The following is a 20,005-nucleotide window of genomic DNA, read 5'->3' as shown; positions in this document are numbered from 1 at the left end:
GGTGGGGTGGTCAGAAGGGGCGGTCGCCGATGATCCCGGCGCGTTCCATCTTGCGAACGGCGGGCCAGTAGTCCTGGACCGCATAGTGTTGCGTCGAACGGTTGTCCCAGATGGCGACGCTGTTCGGGGTCCAGCGCCAGCGCACCTGGTATTCGGGGATCGAGGCCTGGCTGATCAGGTAGTTGAGCAGGCTGCTGCTGCCGGGCGCGTAGTCGATGCCGTACCGGATGTTGTCGGGCGTGTGGTAGTTGACGAAGTGCGTCGCGAAAGCGTTGACGAAGAGGATCTTTTCGCCGGTTTCCGGATGCGTGCGCACAACGGGGTGTTCGGCGTCGGGGAAACGATCGTGCAGGGCGTGCCGCTGTTCCTGCGTCTGGGCGGCGCCGAACGAGGCCTCGATGCTGTGCCGGGCGCGCAGTCCGTCGATCTGCTTCTTCACCCCGGCGGGGAGCTTCGTGTACGCCTCGGCCATGTTCACCCAGATCGTGTCGCCGCCGACCGGGGGTGTCTCGACGGCCCGGAGTACGCATCCCATGGGCGGGTTGTCACGCCAGGTGGCGTCGCAGTGAAAGGCGTTCTCGTAGTGCTCGGCGGGGCTGTCGAGGTCCTTGTAGATCCGCACCAGCCCGGGATGCTCGGGGTCGCTGCCCGCGACAGGATGATCCTCGAGCGGCCCGAAGCGCTCGGCGAGCGCCACGTGCTCGGCGCGGCTCATGTCCTGGTCGCGGAAGAACAGAACCTTGTATTCGAGGAGCAGTTCCCGCAGTTCGGCGAACAGGGCGTCGTCGCGAGAGACGTCGCCGAGGTTCACGTCGAACAACTCGGCGCCGAGAGAGCAGGTCATCGGCGCCAGCCGGAACGAACCGGAGGGGGAGAGGATCGCGTTCCGCTCGGGCGAATACGTCAGTTGCGCGGTGTCGTTCATGATGGTGTCTCCGTCGTGGTGAGGGTGCCGCGGCTCAGAGCCGGAACACCGAGGAGCCGATGCTGGTGCCGGCCTCGAGATCGCGGTGTGCCTGGACGGCGTCCTCGAGTCCGTAGCTCTGGTTGATCTCGATCCGGATGCGGCCTGCCTCGACGTGATCGAAGAGTTCACCGGCGAGTTCGGCGCGCTCCGCGGGGTCGGCGATGTAGTCGGCGAGTGCGGGCCGGGTGACGAACAGGGATCCCTTGACGGCCAACTGCATTGCGTCGATCGGCGGGATCGGTCCGGACGCCGTCCCGAAGCACACGAGCAGTCCGCGGCGGGAGAGGCAGTCGAGCGAGGTGTGGAACGTGGACTGCCCGATGCTGTCGTAGACGACGGGGACGCCGGCGCCGCCGGTGATCTCCCGAACCCGCTCCGCGACGTTCTCCCGGGTGTAGACGATCACGTGCTCGCATCCGTGGGCGCGGGCGATCGCCGCCTTCTCGTCCGTGGACACCGTGCCGATCACGGTGATGCCCAGCAGCTTTGCCCATTGCGTGAAGATCAGGCCGACGCCACCGGCGGCGGCGTGGAGGAGGACGGTGTCGCCTTCCTTCAGTGGGGCGATGCGGCGCAGCAGGTAGGCCGATGTCAGTCCGCGCATCGTCATCGCGGCCGCGGTGTCGAATCCGATCGCCTGCGGCAGCGGGATCAGCGGGGCGGCGGGCATCACGCGCTCGGTGCTGTAGGCGCCGAGGGGGCTTCCGGTGTAGGTGACGCGGTCCCCGACCTGCACGTGGGTCACGCCGGAACCGACTTCTTCGACGACCCCGGCGGCCTCCACGCCCATCCCGGCGGGCAGTGCGGCCGGGTAGAGACCGGTGCGGAAGTAGGTGTCGGCGAAGTTCAACCCGACCGCCTCGTGCCGGATCCGGACGCCGTGCGGTCCGGGCTCGCCGACCTCGACCGTTTCCCACTTCATGACGTCGGGGGCGCCGTGCTCGTAGAACCGAACAGCCTGTGCCACAGTACTTCTCCTCGTAGTTGTGATGACCGCCCTAGCGGCCCTTCCCTGTGATGCACCTAACAGTAGGGCGGCGACGACGCGATCGCTTATCTTGCCGGGACACATGACCTATCATTTCGGGACAGACGGAGGAGGTGGCGTGAAACCCCTTGCGCGTTACGCGTCGCTGAACGGATACGTCGAGCTGTGCCGGTCGCTCGACGTCGACCCGGTGCCGTTGATGAGGGCCGTCGGCCTCGACCCGATCGGGCTCGGCGTCCAGGACCGCTGGATCCCGGCCGCGTCGATCGCGCGCCTCCTCGACCGGACCGCGGTGGCGTCCGGCTATGCGGACTTCGGCGCCCGGCTCGCCGAACGCAGGCAGTTCTCCAACCTCGGGCCGCTCAGCCTGGTCGTCCGCGAGGAACCGGACGTCCGGAGCGCCCTGCGCGTCCTCACCCGCTACGAGCACACCTACAACGAGGCGCTGCGGACGCGGATGTCCGAGTCGAACGGCCTCGTGACCCTCCGCGTCGACCTCGACGTGGGGGAGGCGGTCGAGACGCGGCAGTCGATCGAACTCGCGGTCGGGGTGCTGTACCGACTGCTGCGCGGGTTCCTCGGCGGCGGATGGAAACCCCTCGCAGTGTGCTTCCCGCACAGCCCCCCGGCCGACGCCGCCACGCATCGGCGGTTGTTCGGCCCGGCGCTGAACTTCGGCCACGAATTCGCGGGCGTCGTCATCGAGTCCGGCGACCTGGACGCGGTGAACAAGATGTCCGACCCCCTGCTGCGCCCCTACACGCAGCAACTGCTCGACTCCTGGGAACCGTCGGACGACGTCACGATCGTGAGCCGTGTCCGAGAGCTGATCGAACTGCTGCTCCCGACCGGACGCTGTTCGGTCGAGCAGGTGGCCCGCAGTCTCGGCGTCGATCGGCGAACCGTGCATCGGCGGCTCGCCGAGAGCGGGGCGTCGTTCTCGACGGTCCTGGACGCCACCCGCGTCGAACTCGCCGAACGGATGGTCGCGAATCCGCGGCTGAGTCTCACCGAGATCGCGGACATGCTGTCGTTCTCGGCGCCGAGTAACTTCTCCCGCTGGTTCAGCGGCCGGTTCGGGTGCAGTCCGAGCCGGTGGCGGGCTCAGCGGGTGGGTGACACCGGCTGAAACGGCCGCATCTCGTCGTCGCCCGGGCGGATGATTCCGGCGTGCGACTCGGGTACCTCCTGCCAGGCGCCTGCGAGGTCGCGAAGCGGTTCGGACACCACGAAGCGGGTCTCGTCGCCGAGGCGGTGCAGCACCTCCACCTCGGGGTGGAGGGCTCGGACCTTGTCGATGGCGGTGGAGTAGAACAGCGACCGCGTCTGCTGCTCGGTCGAGTACCGGAAGATCCAGACGCAGACTCCGTCGGTGGTGGCGATCGTCGCCTGCACCGGATTCTCGACACCGTGCCGGGCGCCGACGTCCTCGACATACCCGACGGCGCGCGCAACCGCGGTGAGCGGGTCGTCGGTGAGACCGAACGTGAGGGCGAGGAAGAAGAGGGTCTCGGAATCCGTGGAACCCTCGAGGTCGGGGTAGAGGCTCGGGTCGACGGCCATCGTGAGGTCGCGTTTGACTTCGGGGAATCCCCGCAGCGCACCGTTGTGCATCCACAGCCAGTTACCGTGCCGGAAGGGATGACAGTTGCTGCGCTGCACGGGAGTTCCCGTCGACGCACGCACATGTGCGAACATCAGTGGCGTCCGGATCTGCCGGGAGATTTCCTGGAGATTGCGTTCGTTCCACGCGGGTTCGATGCACTTGAACACCGCCGGGGTGGGGCCGTCGCCGTACCAGCCGATGCCGAAGCCGTCACCGTTGGTGGTGGTCGCACCCATCCGGGAGTGGAGGCTCTGATCGATCAGGGAATGGACAGGACGGAACAGCAGGTCCTCGATGAGGATCGGATCGCCGGAGTATGCCATCCATCTGCACACCTTCTCATTGAAGCAGGTCGAGCCTGCTGATGTAGTGGGATCCGTCGTCGACCGGATTGTCGGGCGGCAGGTAGCCCTCGCCGACACGTCGGAACCCCGCCTTCTCGAGCGCGCGCCACGACGCCCGGTTGGGGACGACCACGGGGACGACGATCGCAGTGGCGTCGGGGAGGTCCGTGCGGCACCGGTCGACGAAGGCGCTGATCATTGCGGTGCCCAGACCGTGACCGGTGTGCTCCGGATCGCCGACGAAGTAGTCGATGGAGATGCTTCCGGGCGGGATCTCGACGAGGGCGGTGAGGAGCGCGAGGTCCTCGGGATAGTCTGCGATCCGGTAGCGCTGGATGAATCCGAACGGCATGCCGCTCCGGAGGACGAGGAAGTCCTCGCTCGCTTCGGTGCCGTCGATGCTGCCGCCGAAGTCGCGTTCGATGTCCGCGTCCGCGGTGTCGTGGTTCCAGAATCTCGCCACGTGCGGCTGGCGGAGCCATCGTTGCAGCTGAGGGAAGTGCTCGCGGCTGGTGCGGACGAACTCGAAGGTGACTGCGTCGACGCTCACGACAGCGAAACTAGCAGGAACGCCGTCGATGCCGTTTCGGCATCGATCACGCGAAACTTTGACTTGGACATGTATCGAACGCCGCCCTAGCGTGATTCCTATGACTCAGGTCACGCTTCCGAACAGGGGCGTGATCCGAGGCCCCCAACGTTCTCAGCCATCCGAACCCAGAGAGAGGAGTCACCGATGACCCTCCCCCTCGCCGTGTCCCCGGCAGTCGACAGCGCGGTCGCCAAAATCTTCCGCCGTGTCGTGCCGCTCTTCATCGTGATGTTGATCTGCAACCAGCTGAACCGATCGAACATCGGATACGCCCAGACCCATCTCGAGGCGGACGTGGGCATCGGCGCCGCGGCCTACGGGTTCGGAGCGGGCCTGTTCTTCATCGCGTACGCCATCTTCGAACTGCCGTCGAACGTGCTCATGGAGAAGTTCGGCGCCAAGGTGTGGCTGACGCGCATCATGATCTCGTGGGGCCTCGTGTCCGCGGCCATGGTGTTCGTCAACGGCCCGGAAATGTTCTACGCGCTGCGGTTCCTCCTCGGTGTCGCCGAGGCCGGCTTCTTCCCCGCGATCATCTTCTACTTCACCCGCTGGCTGCCGAACAATCACCGCAGCCGCGCGACCGCCCTGTTCATCGCCGGCTCCTCGATCGCCGCCGCGATCTCCGGGCCGATGTCCGGACCCCTGCTGTCGCTGGACGGTCTCGGCGGACACCACGGCTGGCAGTGGATGTTCGGGCTCGAGGGCCTGTTGTCCGTCGTCGTCGGGCTCGTCGCCTACCGGCTGCTCGACTCGAAGGTCGACGACGCCAAGTGGCTGACGGCCGACGAGAAGCACGATCTGCAGGCCGTGATCGCCGACGAGGACGTGCTCCGCAGCGAGGCGTCCGCCAAGCGCGGTGAGTCCGGCTCCCGCTGGAAGCTGCTGCTGCAGCCGCGAATCCTGGTGTGCTGCGCGATCTTCTTCGCCATCACGATGGCGATCTACGCCAACACGTTCTGGCTCCCGTCGATCATCCGTCGCATCCCGGGCACCACCGACATCACCGTCGGCCTGCTGTCGTCGCTGCCGTGGATCTGCGCGATCTTCGCGATGTATTTCTCCAACCGGTCCGCCGACCGCACCGGCCGGCACAAGCCCTACCTGGTGGTGGCACTCCTCATCGGCGGTGTGGGCACGATGGCGGCCGCGTTCGTCACGCCCTGGCTCGCGCTGCCGCTGCTGTGCATCGCGACGATGGGTTTCAAGAGCGCGAGCCCGCTCTTCTGGTCCATTCCGCAGCGCACCCTCCACCCGATGGTGCTGGCGCCGGCGATCGCGATCATCAACTCCCTGGGCAACCTGGGCGGCTTCGTGGCCCCGTTCGGCTTCGGTGTGATCAAGGAGCAGACCGGGACGGTGACGATGGGCCTGGTCGTGCTGTCGCTGTTCGCCCTGGCCGCCGCCGCGGCGGTGGCGTACTTCCGGCGTGACAAGGAAGACATCGACGAGGTCGCGGACCTGACCGGGCCAGCCCCCGACGAGACCACCGTGCCGGCCAGATGACCTCTCACCGGACCATACGAAACGCAGACGAGAATTCGAGGATCGCATCATGACAGCAACGGTGAACCGGACCGACGTGACCGGGCAGATGATCATCGCGGGCAAGCCCGTCCAGGGTTCCGGCGCGACCGTCCACGGCATCGACCCGACCACGGGAGCACAGCTGGAACCCGGTTTCGCGCACGGTGACGACCGGGACGTCGACGCCGCCTGCGCCGCCGCGGCCGAGGCGTTCGCACCGTTCCGTGCCACGACGTCCGAGGAGCGCGCCCGGTTCCTCGAGGCGATCGCCGACAACATCGAGGCCCTCGGCGAGACGCTCGTCGCCCGGGCGTGTGCCGAATCCGGACTTCCCCAGGGCCGCATCACCGGTGAGGTGGGCCGCACGTCCGGCCAGCTGCGGCTGTTCGCCGGCGTCCTGCGCGACGGTGGCTGGAACGGCGCCCGCATCGATCCCGCGCTGCCCGACCGGACTCCGTTGCCGCGAGCCGACATCCGTCAGCGGAAGGTCCCGCTCGGCCCGGTCGCCGTGTTCGGTGCGAGCAACTTCCCCCTCGCGTTCTCCGTCGCCGGCGGCGACACCGCATCCGCACTGGCGGCGGGCTGCCCGGTCGTGGTGAAGGCTCACGACGCGCACCCCGGAACGTCCGAACTCGTCGGCCGCGCCATCGCCGACGCCGCCGCGAGCACCGGCATGCCTGCGGGGACGTTCTCGCTGCTGTTCGGTTCGGGCCGCGGGCTCGGCACCACGCTGGTCACCGACCCGCGGATCAAGGCCGTCGGCTTCACCGGATCCCGTTCCGGCGGAACCGCTCTGGTCGCCGCAGCCGCGGGGCGCCCGGAACCGATCCCGGTGTACGCCGAGATGAGTTCGATCAACCCGGTGTTCGTTCTGGAGAACGCGCTCACCAACCGGGGCGCCGAACTGGGGCGCGCCTTCGTCGGATCCCTGACACTCGGATCGGGGCAGTTCTGCACCAATCCCGGTCTCGTCATCGCGGTCGACGGTCCCGGACTCGCCTCGTTCGTCGACTCCGCGAGCGCCGCCGTCGCCGAGAGCACCCCCACCCCGATGCTCACCCCGAACATCGCCGGCTGCTACGCGGACGGCGTCTCCGCGCTCACCGGAGCCGCGACCGTGGAAGCCCGCGGCACCGAATCCGACGCGCCCAACACCGCCCGGGCCGCACTGTTCAGCACCGACGGCGACACGTTCCTGGGGTCGAAGGTGTTGCAGCAGGAGGTGTTCGGTTCTTCGAGCCTGATCGTCCGCTGTCGCGACGCCGAGCAGGTGCGTGCCGTCGCTGCCGAGCTGGAAGGTCAGCTGACCGCGACCGTCCACGTCGACGACGCGGATCTCGACGAGGCCGGGCGACTGCTGCCCGTCCTCGAACTCAAGGCCGGACGAATCCTGTTCGACGGCTGGCCCACCGGGGTCGAGGTCGGTCACGCGATGGTGCACGGCGGTCCGCACCCGGCGACCTCCGACTCCCGCACCACGTCCGTGGGCTCGCTCGCGATCGAACGCTTCCTGCGTCCCGTTGCGTACCAGGATGTTCCGACTTCACTGCTCCCCGCCGCCATCGCCGACGGCAATCCCGAACAGTTGTGGCGTCGCATCGACGGCCGACTCACCCAAGCCTGATTTCCCCCTCGTGAAGGAGTTTCCCATGCTCGACGGCGTCCTGTTTTTCCCCGTCACCCCGTTCACCACATCCGGCGACGTCGACTACGACCGGCTCGCCGAACACGTCGCCAAGGGTGTCGACGCCGGCCCCGGCGGTGTCTTCATCGCCTGCGGCACCGGCGAATTCCACGCCCTCGGGCTCGAAGAGTTCGGCCGGATCGTCGCCACGGCCGTCGAGGTCGTCGCCGGGCGGGTCCCTGTGTTCGCCGGCGCCGGCGGTTCGGTGCAGCAGGCCAAGGAGTTCGCCGCAAGCGCGAAGGTCAACGGCGCCAACGGTATCCTACTGCTCCCGCCGTACCTGGTGACGATGCCGCAGGCCGGTCTCGTCGAGTACACCCGCAGCGTTGCCGAGACCACCGACCTTCCGCTCGTCGTCTACAACCGCGGCAACGCCCGGTTCGACGAGGCGTCGGCCGTGGAGGTCGCCCAGTTCCCGACCGTCGTCGGGTTCAAGGACGGCACCGGCGATCTCGACAAGGTCGGGCGCATCGTGCGCGCCGTCAAGGACGCACTCACGCAGTCCGGCAAGCCGTTCCTGTTCTTCAACGGCATGCCTACCGCCGAGGTCACGCAGCAGGCGTACCGCGCGATCGGTGTGACGCTGTACTCGTCCGCCACGTTCGCGTTCGCCCCCGAACTCGCTCTCGGCTTCTACGACGCCCTCGAATCGGGCAACGACGAGCTCACCGACGCACTGCTCCGCGACTTCTTCCATCCTCTCGTGCGCCTGCGTGACCAGGTGCCCGGATACGCGGTGTCGCTGATCAAGTCGGGTGTCGCGATGGAAGGCATCGACGCCGGGCCGGTGCGTCCGCCTCTCGTTGCGACCAGTGAGGTCCACCGGCAGGAGCTGGCGCGGATCACGGCCGCGGGTCGCGCCGTTCTCGCCGACTCCTTCGCCGTGCAGGCGGCGGTCTGATGTCGGCCGCGCCCATCCGGATCACCGGAGCGCGGATCACGCCCGTCGCGTTCGTCGATCCGCCGCTGCTCAACACCGTCGGCGTGCACCAGCCTTACGCACTGCGCGCCATCATCCAGCTCGACACCGACGGCGGTCTCGTCGGACTGGGTGAAACCTACGCCGACACCGCCCACCTCGCCCGGCTCGAGGCGGCCGCCGAGGCGATCGTCGGACTGGACGTGTTCGCACTCAACGCGATCCGCGCCGCGATCGACGAGAAGATCGCCACCCTGTCGGTGACGGGCGGTGACGGCGTCGCGGGCATGATCACCACGGCCAGCACCACCGACCGCGTGTTCTCCCCGTTCGAGGTGGCATGTCTCGACGTGCAGGGCAAGGCCCTCGGCAGGCCGGTGTCCGACCTGCTCGGCGGCAAGGTGCGCGACGCCGTCCCGTTCAGCGCCTACCTGTTCTACAAGTGGGCCGGGCATCCCGGAGCCGAGCCGGACGAGTGGGGCGAAGCGATCGACCCCGACGGTCTGGTCCGGCAGGCGCAGAAGATGATCGGCGAGTACGGCTTCGAGGCCATCAAGGTGAAGGGCGGCGTGTTCTCGCCCGACGAGGAGATCGCCGGAATCAAGGCGCTGCGTGCCGCATTCCCCGACCTGCCGTTGCGTCTCGACCCCAACGCCGCGTGGACCGTGGACACCTCGATCCGGGTGGCGTCGGAACTCGACGGCATCGTCGAATACCTCGAGGACCCCACACCGGGCCTCGACGGCATGTCCGAGGTGGCCCGGGAGGCGAAGATGCCGCTCGCCACCAACATGTGCGTGGTCGCGTTCGATCAGCTCGAGCCCGCCGTGCGGAAGGATTCCGTGCAGGTCGTGCTGTCGGATCATCACTACTGGGGCGGACTGCAGCGGTCGCGACTGCTCGCCGGCATCTGCGACAACTTCGGCCTGGGCCTGTCGATGCACTCCAACTCGCATCTGGGTATCAGCCTGGCCGCGATGGTGCACCTCGCCGGCGCCACCCCGAACCTCACGTACGCGTGTGATACGCACTGGCCGTGGAAGACCGAGGACGTCGTGAAGCCCGGCGTGCTGAAGGTCGTCGACGGTGCGGTCGCGGTGCCGACCACGCCCGGGCTCGGCGTCGAGATCGACGAGGACGCCCTCGCCGCTCTGCACCAGCAGTACCTCGACTGCGGGGTGCGCGACCGGGACGACACGGGGTACATGAAATCGGTCGACCCGACGTTCGAGAACACCTGCCCCCGCTGGTAGCGGTCTCGACGGAAGACGCCGGCCGACACTCGGTCGGCGTCTTCCCGTTGAGTTACATTGAGTCCTCGGGCTCGGGCCCACCTCGAGGCAAAGGAGTGGACAGATGTTCTCCCTCGCACGGCTGTCGTGCTTCATCGCCGTAGCGGAGGAGTTGCATTTCGGTCGCGCCGCGGAGCGCCTGCACATGACGCAGCCGCCGTTGAGCCGTCAGATCCAGCAGCTCGAAAGCGAACTCGGCGTGCAGTTGATCGACCGCACCAGCCGCTCCGTCACCCTCACCGCCGCCGGTGCCGCGTTCCTGCCCGATGCCCGGCGGATCCTGAGCCTGTCGGAGAGCGCCGCCCTCACCGTACGACGGGTGCCCGCCGGCGATCTCGGCACCGTCGTCGTCGGATTCACCGGCGCCTCGGCGCACGCGGTGTTGCCGCGGTTGCTCGGTGCCGCCCGCGAGCGGCTGCCCGACGTGAAGATCGTTCTGCGAGAAATGGTCACGTCCGTGCAGATCGAATCGCTGATCAGCGGTGAACTCGATCTCGGGCTGATCCGCCCGATTCTCACCCGGCCCGGCATCGACACGCGGCCGATCCACCACGAACGTCTCGTCGCTGCACTGCCGGCCGGTCACCCGCTCGCGGATGCGGAGGAATTGGCGGTCGAGGATTTCGACGACCAACCCGTCGTGATGTATTCACCCGTCGACGCGCGGTACTTCCACGAACTGCTCATCAGCACGTTCACGATCGTCGGGGCGTCCCCGCGTTACGTCCAGTACGTCACCCAGGTGCACACCATGCTGGTGCTGGTCCGCTCGGGACTCGGCATGGCCCTCGTCCCCGAATCCGCGCAGACGATGCACCCGGAGGGGGTCGTGTTCCGGCCCGTCTCCGCCGTCCGCGACCGGCCGGTGCAGATGAACGCCGCCTGGCGCTCGGACAATCGGAACCCCGCACTGCGCAGGCTGATGGAGGACGTCCTGCCGCCGCGTGAATGGGAATAATTCCTGAGTCAGGAACCGGCGAGGGCCGCGATCTTCCGCTGGGCGGCCCGTTCGACCAGCAGCGGCACGAAGTCGCGCACCGTTCCCGCGGCGAATTCCGTGTGCGCCTGATGCACGATCTGCTCGACCGTCTGGTGCGGGACGGCGTCGGGGACGCACACGGCCGAGGGGTACACGAGCGAAACGGCGAGACGGCGAGTGCCCCGGGTATGAACTGTGCGCTTCACCTGCGAGAGCAGGGAAGACCCGTTCTAGAGCGTCAGCTTGCACGTCTGGCCGATGTCGAGCACCCGCAGCACCCGACCGGTTCCCAACCACAACGCGCACGACAGCGCCAGGTCGGTCAGGATCTCGTCGGAGAAGTGCTCGTGGCACCGCGCCCAGAAGTCTTCGTCGTCGCGCAGCGCCGTGTGGTCGGTGGCGAACCGGTAGGCGAATTCCGCTGCCGTCCGCTCCTCGGCGCTGTATCCGGGCCACGACTCCCACTCGAGGACGTGATCGTAGAAGTGCTCGTCGATGCCCACCTCGGCGGCACTGCGGTCGCGGGTGCCGAGGCACACGGCGCACTCGTTGGCCTCGGCGACCGCCGTCCGGGCGATCTCCCGGACCCGCAACGGTAACCGGTTCCGGTTGTACACGGCGTCCGTGAAACCGCCGAGCGCACCACCCAGCTCCGGCGAGATCGACAGCCAACCTGCCACGTCATCGTCACTGTAGCTACCTACTCGACTCATCCCCGAATGCTACAGCGGGAGGTGTGGCCGGCGGTAGATCTGACACGTGTTCTACCGGTCGTGGCACTGTGAAGGTCGCGGTGACGCAGAGGATTGCGATCGCGAAGCAGGCGATCGTGTACCAGACGTTGCCGATCGGGTCGCCGTTGGTCGTGACACCGTCGACCGCACCGAGGTAGTCGGGCAACGCGGTCACCCACAGCACACCCATCACGCCGAGGTACACGACGCTGTAGACCCGGACGAAGTCGTTCGAGTACGCGGGCACGTCCGACGTTCTGCGGCGCAGTCGCGCCCACTGCCGGACCAGGATCGGGACCGCGACGAGGGCGACGACGACCAGTTCCACCGCGTAGACGATTCCCCGGACCGCGGTGCCGCCCATTCCGAGGATCGTCGCCGGGAGCGGAAGGATGAACGTTCCGGCCGAGGCGAGGAGGCCGATCACGATTGTGCGCCACACCAATTCGAGCCCGGAGAAGGTCCGGCCCCGGTCGGCGTGACGACCGACGAAGAACTGGACGCACAGGGCCAGCGACATCGGCCACAGGGCCGCGAACACCACCACGCTGGGCAGCGGGACCGAGTCGAACATGGGCTGGTTGATCGGGTTGCCGGTCGACCATTCCCACCACCGCAGCTGCGGCCCGAGTTGGTCGAAGATCTCGTAGAACGCGTGGTGCACGAAGCCCACACAGATTGCGCCGACGAGCACACCGCATTTCCGGAAGACACCGAGCATTCGGACGATCTCGAATGCCAACGTGGCCATCAGCGGATAGATCGCGATGATGTACAGCGGTAGCCGGCCCCACAGGAAATCGACCGTGAACACGTTGTGGGCGAACATCGTGTCCACGTGCTCTTCGATCCCGAAGGCCGCGGGAAAGTACAGCGGCGGTTCGATGACGAACAGGTACGCGGTGGCACCGAACCAGAGGGCCAGGGTGGTCGGGTCACCGCCACGCCAGCGCCGGATCGCGAACACGAGCGCGAGCACCGACCCGACGACGACGGTGAGCTCGAGCACCGGCAGGGTCCAGTTCTCCAGCGCCGACGGGTTCCGGACCTCCACGAGACCGCCGGCCTCGGCGCACGAGAATCCGAGTGCCGCCGAGAGCTGGTCGAAGGTGGGTGAGCAGAGGTCGGCCATCAGTTGGCCACCGCCGGTACGGATTCGACCTGCCGGTCGCGCGACTCGGCGGTGTACCAGCGGGTGCAGTCGTAGCCCGCGGCGTATCGGCGGAACCACTCGTCGGCGAGCGCGGGCAGCTTCTCGTGGGTGGGGTCGTGCTTCGGCAGCTGACTGCGGACGATCCCGGCGAGGGCGGTGAGCTGTTCACCGAGCGGGAGGCCGTCGAACGCGCGCGGCATGGCACCTTTGCTCAGGTACGGAGCGAATGACGTCAGCAGCTTCTGCTTGGTGCGGTGTGTGGCGAACATCGACATCGCGTCGACCTTCCGTTCCCGGATCGGGACGTGCTGGTTGAAACCGGCGCTCGCGATCCGCATCACCTTCATCACGTGGGCGAAGATCGACGGAGCCATCCTCATCCGATACAGCTCCTCTCCGACAAGGGAATTGAAGATGATCAGCGCCGAGCTCCGGTGCTCGACCTCCTCGACGAAGTGCCAGATGAACAGGGATGCGACCCGGTCGTCACCCGGCCGGAAGAGGGTCGCGTCGTGGTCGAGCATCAGCTTGAACACGGGGGTGAAGGTGGCCTCCAGATCCGCCGTGTAGGCGAGTCGGTAGTTCAGGCTCGTCGCCTCGGTGAGGAGGTCGTACTCGCCGATCACCGCGTCGAGAGTGTTCTGCAGTCCCGGGTATCGCTTGATCAGGGCCTTGACGTGCTGGCGGTGCGCGGTCGAGTGGTGCCCCTCCTGCCGCATGAACGCCACGGCCTCGTCCGCGACCTCCGGATCGGACATCAGCGGCTTGGCCTGCATGATCGCCTTCACGATCATCTTCTCGAAGCCGACGGCCAGAAACGAGATCGCGTTGGACATGCTCGACCAGGCCGGGTTGTCCGGGTTCCAGAGGAACGGGACGTCCTGTTCGTCGAACGCGAAGTCCATCTTTCTGGGGTGCAGGTCGGTCATGGGCGATACCTCGTCTCGTACGGCATGAGTGGGCTGCGGCCTCGGTATTCGACACCATACACATAGAACGACGATTGTATGATCAAGATTTCGTAGATTCCCGAAACGGGGGCCGGACGCGAGACGTGCCCGCGGTAACCTCTGAGCTCAGGTCGGTGTGACAGGCAGGGGACAGGGAGTGGCAGGCAGGCGGGGGTGGGGCGGCAGCCCGCCTGCGAGTGACGAGGAAGCGTCCCGGCGCATCGTTGCCGCCGCCGTCGAACTGATCGGCCGGAAAGGCACGGCGATCAGCATCGCCGACGTCGCGGAATCGCTCGGCGTCATCCGTCAGACGGTGTACCGGTACTTTCCCAGCACCGATTCGCTCTTGCGCGCCGCCGCCATCGCCGCCGTCGACGGGTTCCTCGACCGCCTGACCCGGCACCTGGCCGGCATCGAGGATCCGGCCGACGCGGTCGTCGAGGCCGTGATCTACACGCTCCACGAAGCGCCCCGCATTCCGCAGCTCGGCATCATGCTGTCCGGTTCCCATTCCCATGCCGAGGGGATCACGTCCGACGAAGCCCTCTTCTTCGGAATGGCGATGATCAGACGCTTCGACGTCGACTGGGAACAGCACGGCTACGGTGAGCTGGACCTGCGTGAGCTCGTCGAATACCAGCTGCGGACGATGCAGTCGTTCTTCATCTCGCCGGGAAACCCGCCGCGAAGCCAGGACGAACTGCGTGCATACCTGCGGCGGTGGGTGGGAACGACCGTCGCCGTCCCGCGCGATTGACGGGCCTGCTTCCGGTGACTTCCCCGACCCGCCGCGACGGGGGGATGATCACCGGGTGGAGACTGCGGGATCCGTGACGGTGATGACGTTCGACCAGTTCCAGGACATCTTCCGGGTGGTCGCCGGTGTGGGTGTCGGCCGCGACGATTTTCGTCCCTTCGACGACATCGTCACCGGCAAACTCTACGACCTGCTCCTCGTCGCGCAGCAGAGCGCAGCGGCCCAGCACCGGTCCGTCATCGACGTCACCGACCTGCCGATCACGAAGGGGGTGCAGGAGAACATCGGGTTGTTTCACGAACTGGGTCCCCGATTGCGCGTCGAACCCGTCCTGGCGCGGCTGGCAACCTATCCACCTTTCGACCGGGCCCTGGCTCCCGAAACCGAAATGCGACTCCCCGAGATCACCGGCGGGCTGACTGCAACGCTCGCACTGACCTTCCGCACCGTGTATCCCGACGTGCGGTTTCTACGGTCCCACGGCCGACACTGGTCGACGATCAGCGCGATCGCCGACCTGTACCTCTGACATCGTCGGGACCGAGGTCGCCCCAATTCTCGGGCATACCGAATGTGTCGTGCAGGCCGCGTCGTCCGGTCCGTTGAGCAGTCCCTCGTCCAGAGCAGTGCAGCCATGCCGGAACATTTCGGGGCCACACCGCCACGATGAGCTGCGCCCGTTCTGCCGTCAGCGCCACTCACGGAACGCGGCGAGCAGGCGGTCCCGCAGTGCCGGATCGAGTTCCTCCGCGGGCAGCGCACCCAGGGTGTCCACCGTCTGCCGCATCTGGTCGAGGTAGTTGGCGCATCCTGTGCAGATGTTCAGGTGCGTTTCGAATCGGGCCCGGGCGTCCGGGTCGAGGTCGTCCTCGAGGTACGCCGTGACGAGTTCGACGAGTTCCTGGCAGTCCATGTTTCACGCTCCCGTTCCAAGATAATCCTCGAGGACCTGGCGCACGTGTGAGCGACCCCGGTGCAGCAGCACCCGCTGGTTCGCCGGCGTGATAGAGAGCATCGAGGACACCTCCTCGGCGTCGTAGCCGAGGACGTCGCGCAGCACGACGACGGCCCGCTGCCGGTCGGGGAGGTGCTCGAGTTCCCTGTTCGTGACGTCGAAGACCTCCGCCCCGAGGATCGAGCCCTCCGGGGTCCGCGGCCAACTGGCCGGCGGGTTCGCCCAATGGTGTGGATCCTCGGGATCGGTGGTCGGCCGGAATCGGGCCGGGTCGACGGTGGCGCCGCCCGTGAAGGCGGCGAGGGTGGCGTCGGAATCGTGCCGGTCCCGCAGACCCCGCTTCTTGGCGATGTTGACGAGGATCCGGAACAGCCAGGTCCGCAGTGTCGAGCGTCCTTCGAATCGGTCGATGCCCTCGAGCACGGCGATCCACGTTTCCTGGACGACGTCCTCCGCGACCTCGTTGCTGGCCACGTATCCGCGCGCCACGCGCAGCATCATCGGCGTGTGCCGGTCGACCAGTTCGGCGAACGCCGCCTCGTCCCGCGAACGCAACGAGTCGACGAGGCGTTCCTCGTGCGAGGTGTCGGTCTCCGTCATCCGCTCCTCCTGCGCGATCGAGGCGCTCCGGAAGGGTGGCCGCCGCAGCGGCCGGATGACATCCCACCCTACTGATCACGGCGGCGGCCGTCGATCATTCTCGGGTCAGTCGGTGCTCGTTCGCGCGGCGACGACTGTCGACCCACTCGTCCCGCGTGTACGTCCGTTCCCAATCGAAACGCCACTGTTCGGGGGCACCGAACCCGGACACCCAGCGAAACCCGTCGGCGGCCTCGTCGAATATCGCCTGATACATGTTCAGGGCGGGCCCCGACGGCGGCACCGGGAACGGCGAGTCGGGCACCACGCGCCGGTAGGCCGCCGGGGCGCGATACCTGCGCCGCCTTCGCTGTTCCGGTGACCGGATCCCGCACCCGATGTCGACACCGAACGATTCGGCCATGGCACGGGCCCGATGCGGCGGAGGTGGTGCAACGGGCATGCGACGGTTTGCCGAGAAACTCATTGCACTTGCCCCTTCAGGCTGCCGATGTGGAGTGAACCCGAGTCTGCGCTGCCCTCGTCCTCGTCCCACTCCTGTTCGACGTCCCGGACGTACTTCTCGGGATCCTTGTCCGAGGTGTCGACACCCGACGTGGACGGGTGCACGACGAAGAACTCGGTGAAGCTCCGACCGAGCGACACCCGAAGGTCCTTCGGAGCCGTTCGGAAGTCGGCCAAACCCTCGCGTTCCTCCTCGGCCATGTGCTCGCCGTTGGCCACTCGGGTGCGGGCGACCGCAGCCCACCACTTCTCGGACGCGACGGGAAACTCGGCGGCGTCACTGACCCCGTCGCGGATGTCGTTGTGATCGCCGATCGCATCGAGGGTCTCCGCTTCGGCGTCGTCGTCGCCGACGCGGAGGAGTTGCGGATAGAAGATCTCCTCCTCCGCCGAGGCGTGAAGATCCAGGCGCTTCGCCAACGACGACCACACCGCCTCGACTGCGGCGACGTCGAGCCTGCGGCCGGCTTTCAGTTCATCGAGCCTGGCAAACTGCTGACGGAACCACACGTGATCTTCGAAAATCAATTCGATGATGTCAGGCATGATTCGACGATAGTTCCGCGCAACTTTCTTCGTTGTCGTTCGTCGTCGGGCCGACCACGGCGGCTCTTCTCGGGGGCGAGCAGAGGTGGTAGGGCCGAAAGGCCCTGTCCGGGGTTCGGGGTGCGGTGGAGACTCGATGCGGTGGGGTGCGGATCGCGGCGAGCGTGTGACGGTCGCCGCGGTCCGGGTTCCCCGGAGACGATCTGACCGCGCAATCCCGGGAGGGCGACGCATGGACGTTCGGCGAACTCCGCAGGCGCGGTCGGAGATCTACTGGGAGCAGCAGGCTCTGACAGAAGACCGAAACGTCGACAGCCATGTCGACTGGCTCGAGCGGCGCCCGGCGGCTCCGGACGAACAGGTCTCGCTCGTCGATCACTATCGGGCCGCCTCGTCCGAACCGCGCAGAGATCGTGAGTACCCATACCGGGCCTGGGCGGCGGGATAACAGGTCGTGCAGGTCAGGGGAGGCCGGCGAGTTTACGTTCGAGCACCGTCCGCTCGCGTTCGTTGCCGCACAGCCGCACGGCGGCCTCGAGTTCGGTGCGCGCCTCGTCGGTGCGGCCCAGTCGGATGAGCAGTTCCCCGCGCACGCTCGGCAGCAGATGCGAGTTCGCCAGCTCACCGGCGACCACCAATTCGTCCACGATGGGCAGTGCTGCGGCCGGTCCCTGAGCCATGGACACCGCCACGGCCCGATTGAGGTCGACCACCGGGGAGGGCGCCAGCCGGCCGAGTGCCTCGTAGACGAGGACGATCCGCCCCCAGTCGGTCGCGTCGACCGACGGGGCGACGGCATGGCATTCGGCGATTGCCGCCTGCAGTCCGTAGGCCCCGAGGCCCCGGCCGACCTCTTCGGCCCGGGCGAGCGCGGCGCGTCCCCGGCGGATCGCGGCCTGATCCCAGCGACGGCGGTCCTGGTCCTCGAGCAGCACCGGCTCCCCGTCCGGCCCGGTGCGCGCCGGAAAGCGCGCCGCGGTCAACTCGAGCAGCGCCAGCAGTCCGTGGACCTCCGGTTCATCGGGCATCAGCCGGCTCAGCACCCGCGCGAGGCGCTGCGCCTCACTCGCGAGGTCGAGGCGGATCAGATCATCCCCGGAACTGGCCGACGACCCTTCGGTGAAAATCAGATAGATCACGCTGAGCACCGAGCCGAGACGTTCGGACCGCTCCCCGGCCGGCGGCACCTCGAACGGCACCCGGGCCGCCCCGAGCGTCTTCTTCGCCCGGGTGATGCGCGCCTGCACGGTCGCAGTCGGAACGAGGAACACCTTCGCGATCTCGTCGCTGGTCAGACCGCCGACCACCCGCAGGGTGAGTGCCACCCGCGCTTCCCGTGACAACACGGGGTGGCAGGAGATGAACATCAGCGCGAGCATGTCGTCGTCGATCTGATCCGGATCCCACAACACCTCGCCGGCGTCCCTGGCCGCGTCGGCGGGCGCGCTTCCCGACGCGGCACCGCCCTCGCCCAGGTCGTGGGCCAGGGCCTGGTACCGCTCGTCGAGGGCGGAGCGCCGTCGGAACGCGTCGATCGCGCGGCGTCGGCCGACGGTGAGCAACCATCCCGCGGGGTTGTGGGGGATGCCGTCGCGGGGCCAGCTCACGAGCGCCTCGGCCAGCGCCTCCTGGGCGAGGTCCTCGGCCAGCGCGAAGTCGCCGGTGTACCGGGCGAGCGCTCCGACGATCCGGGCCGACTCGATCCGCCACACCGCGGCGACGGCCTCACGCCCGGTGTGGCCGTCGCCCGTCGACCCACTCAGAGTTGACCGGTCTCTTCGCGCCACGCCCGCTCCTTCTGGATCCACACGTTGTCCTGCGGAAATTCGTCGATCGTGGTGACCCGGCGGATCTCCGCCTTGGCACCGGGACCGGCCATCGGCGCCCGCTTGGCCCACTCGACGGCCTCCTCCCGCGACGCGACGTTGAGCATCCAGAAGCCGCCGAACAACTCCTTCGTCTCGCCGTAGGGACCGTCGGTCACCACAGGAGTTTCGGAGGAGTAGTCGACCACCACACCCGACTCGGGGTCGGGGTCCAGACCCTCGGCAGCGAGCAGCACACCGGCGCGGATCATCTCGTCGTTGAACTTGCCCATCGCGTCCATGATCTCGTTGAAATCGACGTCCTGGAACGCCGCGAACGTCTCGTCAGTGGCGCGCATGATCAGCATGTACTTCATGGTTCCGTCTCCTTGGATGTCGGGGCCCTCTCGGACCTTCTCATCCTCAGGTCGAACGGGGAGGGTGATGGATCGACACACCCGCAGAAGTTTTTTTCCAACCCGGCGCTCGGAAGGTGCCGCGTCGCGCCTGAGCCGTTGCTGCGGGCACGTTCGCGCACCGGCGAAGGGCGGTGATCGATGTGGATCGATCGGGGGGGTGGAGCATCACGAGTCACCAAAATTCGGCTGCCGGAAGACGACCTTCACACGGCGAACCGGTGAAGGGTTGCCTCCCCACCTCGCAGCGCTGGCGCAGCCGGTTTCAGTCGAGTGCGGGTCCGGCCTCGTCCGCTGGGGGGCGGTGGGTGTGCTGGAGTTCGGTGTTGATGCGGCGAGCCTCGGCGAGTTGGTCTTCGAGGATGATGATGCGGCAAGCGGAATCGAGTGCGGTGCCCTGATCGATCAGCTCACGGGCGCGGGCGGCGAGACGGAGTTGGTATCGGGAGTAGCGGCGATGCCCGCCCTCGGAACGCCCGGGGGTGAGAAGCTTCGCGGCGTCGAGGCTGCGAAGGAATGCTTGTGTCACGCCGAGGATCTCGGCGGCGTGGCCCATGCTGTAGGCCGGGTAGTCCTCGTCGTCGAACTTTGCGGCCGGGCCGCGGTCGCGCGAATCTTGCTGAATGGGGTGACACCTTTCACATGGTCAGGGCCCCCGGCGCCGTGAGGCACCGGGGGCCGGAGCGG

At 67.5% G+C, this 20,005-nt stretch carries 24 protein-coding genes; 9 read left to right on the top strand and 15 right to left on the bottom strand.

Annotated elements, in window-relative coordinates; genetic code table 11:
- Positions 1-10: 10 nt before the first annotated feature.
- Positions 11-925: a TauD/TfdA family dioxygenase gene (locus tag H0B43_RS17395; protein WP_185726792.1), complete on the bottom strand. Its 915-nt coding sequence runs from the start codon at positions 923-925 to the stop codon at positions 11-13.
- 34 nt (positions 926-959) lie between these two features.
- The gene (locus H0B43_RS17390; RefSeq protein ID WP_185726793.1) at positions 960-1,934 is read right to left on the bottom strand and encodes a quinone oxidoreductase; all 975 of its coding nucleotides are present in this window, start codon (positions 1,932-1,934) and stop codon (positions 960-962) included.
- Between the two features lie 139 nt (positions 1,935-2,073).
- Between H0B43_RS17390 and H0B43_RS17385 the strand changes: the two genes are divergently transcribed.
- Entirely contained in the window at positions 2,074-3,084 is a 1,011-nt protein-coding gene (locus H0B43_RS17385; RefSeq protein WP_185726794.1) for an AraC family transcriptional regulator, read from the top strand.
- Here the strand turns inward: H0B43_RS17385 and H0B43_RS17380 are convergent.
- Positions 3,060-3,884: a class II glutamine amidotransferase gene (locus H0B43_RS17380; RefSeq protein WP_185726795.1), complete on the bottom strand. Its 825-nt coding sequence runs from the start codon at positions 3,882-3,884 to the stop codon at positions 3,060-3,062. The genes H0B43_RS17385 and H0B43_RS17380 overlap by 25 nt on opposite strands.
- Positions 3,885-3,900: 16 nt before the next feature.
- Positions 3,901-4,455: a GNAT family N-acetyltransferase gene (locus tag H0B43_RS17375; protein ID WP_185726796.1), complete on the bottom strand. Its 555-nt coding sequence runs from the start codon at positions 4,453-4,455 to the stop codon at positions 3,901-3,903.
- Between the two features lie 186 nt (positions 4,456-4,641).
- Here H0B43_RS17375 and H0B43_RS17370 point away from each other — a divergent pair, with 186 nt between their 5' ends.
- The 5 genes from H0B43_RS17370 to H0B43_RS17350 all read left to right on the top strand — a co-directional run bounded on the left by H0B43_RS17370 (position 4,642) and on the right by H0B43_RS17350 (position 10,877).
- Positions 4,642-6,003 (top strand): MFS transporter, encoded by a 1,362-nt coding sequence (locus tag H0B43_RS17370; protein ID WP_185726797.1) that lies wholly within the window; start codon positions 4,642-4,644, stop codon positions 6,001-6,003.
- Positions 6,004-6,052: 49 nt separating this feature from the next.
- Positions 6,053-7,648: an aldehyde dehydrogenase (NADP(+)) gene (locus H0B43_RS17365; protein WP_185726798.1), complete on the top strand. Its 1,596-nt coding sequence runs from the start codon at positions 6,053-6,055 to the stop codon at positions 7,646-7,648.
- Between the two features lie 25 nt (positions 7,649-7,673).
- Positions 7,674-8,609 carry a 5-dehydro-4-deoxyglucarate dehydratase gene (locus H0B43_RS17360; RefSeq protein WP_185726799.1) on the top strand — a complete coding sequence of 312 codons (936 nt, stop codon included), beginning with the start codon at positions 7,674-7,676 and terminating at the stop codon, positions 8,607-8,609.
- A complete protein-coding gene (locus tag H0B43_RS17355; protein WP_185726800.1) occupies positions 8,609-9,880 on the top strand; it encodes a glucarate dehydratase family protein in 1,272 nt (423 codons plus the stop codon). Before H0B43_RS17360 ends, H0B43_RS17355 begins: the two co-directional genes overlap by 1 nt.
- A 103-nt stretch (positions 9,881-9,983) precedes the next feature.
- A complete protein-coding gene (locus H0B43_RS17350) occupies positions 9,984-10,877 on the top strand; it encodes a LysR substrate-binding domain-containing protein (RefSeq protein WP_185726801.1) in 894 nt (297 codons plus the stop codon).
- A gap of 8 nt (positions 10,878-10,885) precedes the next feature.
- Here the strand turns inward: H0B43_RS17350 and H0B43_RS17345 are convergent, their stop codons facing one another.
- The 4 genes from H0B43_RS17345 to H0B43_RS17330 are packed head-to-tail and all read right to left on the bottom strand — an operon-like array spanning position 10,886 to position 13,714.
- Positions 10,886-11,104, bottom strand: coding sequence for a three-helix bundle dimerization domain-containing protein (locus tag H0B43_RS17345; RefSeq protein WP_185730163.1), 219 nt, complete (start codon positions 11,102-11,104; stop codon positions 10,886-10,888).
- Positions 11,105-11,128: 24 nt separating this feature from the next.
- Complete coding sequence (locus tag H0B43_RS17340) at positions 11,129-11,611, bottom strand: carboxymuconolactone decarboxylase family protein (RefSeq protein WP_185726802.1); 483 nt, start codon at positions 11,609-11,611, stop codon at positions 11,129-11,131.
- Positions 11,595-12,764, bottom strand: a complete 1,170-nt coding sequence (locus tag H0B43_RS17335; protein WP_252189767.1) for a hypothetical protein — start codon at positions 12,762-12,764, stop codon at positions 11,595-11,597. The genes H0B43_RS17340 and H0B43_RS17335 overlap by 17 nt, the downstream gene beginning before the upstream one ends.
- Complete coding sequence (locus tag H0B43_RS17330) at positions 12,764-13,714, bottom strand: metal-dependent hydrolase (RefSeq protein WP_185726803.1); 951 nt, start codon at positions 13,712-13,714, stop codon at positions 12,764-12,766. Before H0B43_RS17330 ends, H0B43_RS17335 begins: the two co-directional genes overlap by 1 nt.
- 178 nt (positions 13,715-13,892) lie before the next feature.
- Between H0B43_RS17330 and H0B43_RS17325 the strand changes: the two genes are divergently transcribed.
- The gene (locus H0B43_RS17325; RefSeq protein WP_185950068.1) at positions 13,893-14,492 is read left to right on the top strand and encodes a TetR/AcrR family transcriptional regulator; all 600 of its coding nucleotides are present in this window, start codon (positions 13,893-13,895) and stop codon (positions 14,490-14,492) included.
- A 55-nt stretch (positions 14,493-14,547) separates the two neighbouring features.
- Complete coding sequence (locus tag H0B43_RS17320) at positions 14,548-15,021, top strand: DUF1931 family protein (protein WP_312033711.1); 474 nt, start codon at positions 14,548-14,550, stop codon at positions 15,019-15,021.
- Between the two features lie 159 nt (positions 15,022-15,180).
- Here the strand turns inward: H0B43_RS17320 and H0B43_RS17315 are convergent, their stop codons facing one another.
- The 4 genes from H0B43_RS17315 to H0B43_RS17300 form a co-directional block, all read right to left on the bottom strand.
- Positions 15,181-15,405, bottom strand: a complete 225-nt coding sequence (locus H0B43_RS17315) for an anti-sigma factor (RefSeq protein ID WP_185726804.1) — start codon at positions 15,403-15,405, stop codon at positions 15,181-15,183.
- Between the two features lie 3 nt (positions 15,406-15,408).
- A complete protein-coding gene (locus H0B43_RS17310) occupies positions 15,409-16,047 on the bottom strand; it encodes an RNA polymerase sigma factor (RefSeq protein WP_185726805.1) in 639 nt (212 codons plus the stop codon).
- 94 nt (positions 16,048-16,141) lie between these two features.
- Entirely contained in the window at positions 16,142-16,513 is a 372-nt protein-coding gene (locus tag H0B43_RS17305; RefSeq protein WP_185726806.1) for a hypothetical protein, read from the bottom strand.
- Positions 16,510-17,097, bottom strand: coding sequence for a hemerythrin domain-containing protein (locus H0B43_RS17300; protein WP_185726807.1), 588 nt, complete (start codon positions 17,095-17,097; stop codon positions 16,510-16,512). Before H0B43_RS17300 ends, H0B43_RS17305 begins: the two co-directional genes overlap by 4 nt.
- A gap of 232 nt (positions 17,098-17,329) precedes the next feature.
- Between H0B43_RS17300 and H0B43_RS17295 the strand changes: the two genes are divergently transcribed.
- The gene (locus H0B43_RS17295; protein WP_185726808.1) at positions 17,330-17,545 is read left to right on the top strand and encodes a hypothetical protein; all 216 of its coding nucleotides are present in this window, start codon (positions 17,330-17,332) and stop codon (positions 17,543-17,545) included.
- 13 nt (positions 17,546-17,558) lie between these two features.
- Here the strand turns inward: H0B43_RS17295 and H0B43_RS17290 are convergent, their stop codons facing one another.
- The 3 genes from H0B43_RS17290 to H0B43_RS17280 all read right to left on the bottom strand — a co-directional run bounded on the left by H0B43_RS17290 (position 17,559) and on the right by H0B43_RS17280 (position 19,943).
- Positions 17,559-18,884, bottom strand: a complete 1,326-nt coding sequence (locus H0B43_RS17290) for an RNA polymerase sigma factor (protein ID WP_185726809.1) — start codon at positions 18,882-18,884, stop codon at positions 17,559-17,561.
- Entirely contained in the window at positions 18,857-19,279 is a 423-nt protein-coding gene (locus H0B43_RS17285) for a YciI family protein (RefSeq protein WP_185726810.1), read from the bottom strand. Before H0B43_RS17285 ends, H0B43_RS17290 begins: the two co-directional genes overlap by 28 nt.
- A 304-nt stretch (positions 19,280-19,583) precedes the next feature.
- The gene (locus tag H0B43_RS17280; protein ID WP_312034018.1) at positions 19,584-19,943 is read right to left on the bottom strand and encodes a MerR family transcriptional regulator; all 360 of its coding nucleotides are present in this window, start codon (positions 19,941-19,943) and stop codon (positions 19,584-19,586) included.
- Positions 19,944-20,005 lie beyond the last annotated feature (62 nt).

The sequence above is a fragment of the Rhodococcus sp. 4CII genome (genome assembly GCF_014256275.1).
Lineage (GTDB): Bacteria > Actinomycetota > Actinomycetes > Mycobacteriales > Mycobacteriaceae > Rhodococcus_F > Rhodococcus_F wratislaviensis_A.
This window is presented reverse-complemented; position numbering and strand designations above follow the sequence as displayed.

Coding starts and splice junctions, on each gene's coding strand:
- H0B43_RS17395 (WP_185726792.1), bottom strand. CDS start 925: ATGAACGACACCGCGCAACTGACGTATTCGCCCGAGCGGAACGCGATC.
- H0B43_RS17380 (WP_185726795.1), bottom strand. CDS start 3,884: ATGGCATACTCCGGCGATCCGATCCTCATCGAGGACCTGCTGTTCCGT.
- H0B43_RS17370 (WP_185726797.1), top strand. CDS start 4,642: ATGACCCTCCCCCTCGCCGTGTCCCCGGCAGTCGACAGCGCGGTCGCC.
- H0B43_RS17365 (WP_185726798.1), top strand. CDS start 6,053: ATGACAGCAACGGTGAACCGGACCGACGTGACCGGGCAGATGATCATC.
- H0B43_RS17360 (WP_185726799.1), top strand. CDS start 7,674: ATGCTCGACGGCGTCCTGTTTTTCCCCGTCACCCCGTTCACCACATCC.
- H0B43_RS17355 (WP_185726800.1), top strand. CDS start 8,609: ATGTCGGCCGCGCCCATCCGGATCACCGGAGCGCGGATCACGCCCGTC.
- H0B43_RS17350 (WP_185726801.1), top strand. CDS start 9,984: ATGTTCTCCCTCGCACGGCTGTCGTGCTTCATCGCCGTAGCGGAGGAG.
- H0B43_RS17340 (WP_185726802.1), bottom strand. CDS start 11,611: ATGAGTCGAGTAGGTAGCTACAGTGACGATGACGTGGCAGGTTGGCTG.
- H0B43_RS17335 (WP_252189767.1), bottom strand. CDS start 12,764: ATGGCCGACCTCTGCTCACCCACCTTCGACCAGCTCTCGGCGGCACTC.
- H0B43_RS17330 (WP_185726803.1), bottom strand. CDS start 13,714: ATGACCGACCTGCACCCCAGAAAGATGGACTTCGCGTTCGACGAACAG.
- H0B43_RS17315 (WP_185726804.1), bottom strand. CDS start 15,405: ATGGACTGCCAGGAACTCGTCGAACTCGTCACGGCGTACCTCGAGGAC.
- H0B43_RS17310 (WP_185726805.1), bottom strand. CDS start 16,047: ATGACGGAGACCGACACCTCGCACGAGGAACGCCTCGTCGACTCGTTG.
- H0B43_RS17305 (WP_185726806.1), bottom strand. CDS start 16,513: ATGAGTTTCTCGGCAAACCGTCGCATGCCCGTTGCACCACCTCCGCCG.
- H0B43_RS17300 (WP_185726807.1), bottom strand. CDS start 17,097: ATGCCTGACATCATCGAATTGATTTTCGAAGATCACGTGTGGTTCCGT.
- H0B43_RS17295 (WP_185726808.1), top strand. CDS start 17,330: ATGGACGTTCGGCGAACTCCGCAGGCGCGGTCGGAGATCTACTGGGAG.
- H0B43_RS17285 (WP_185726810.1), bottom strand. CDS start 19,279: ATGAAGTACATGCTGATCATGCGCGCCACTGACGAGACGTTCGCGGCG.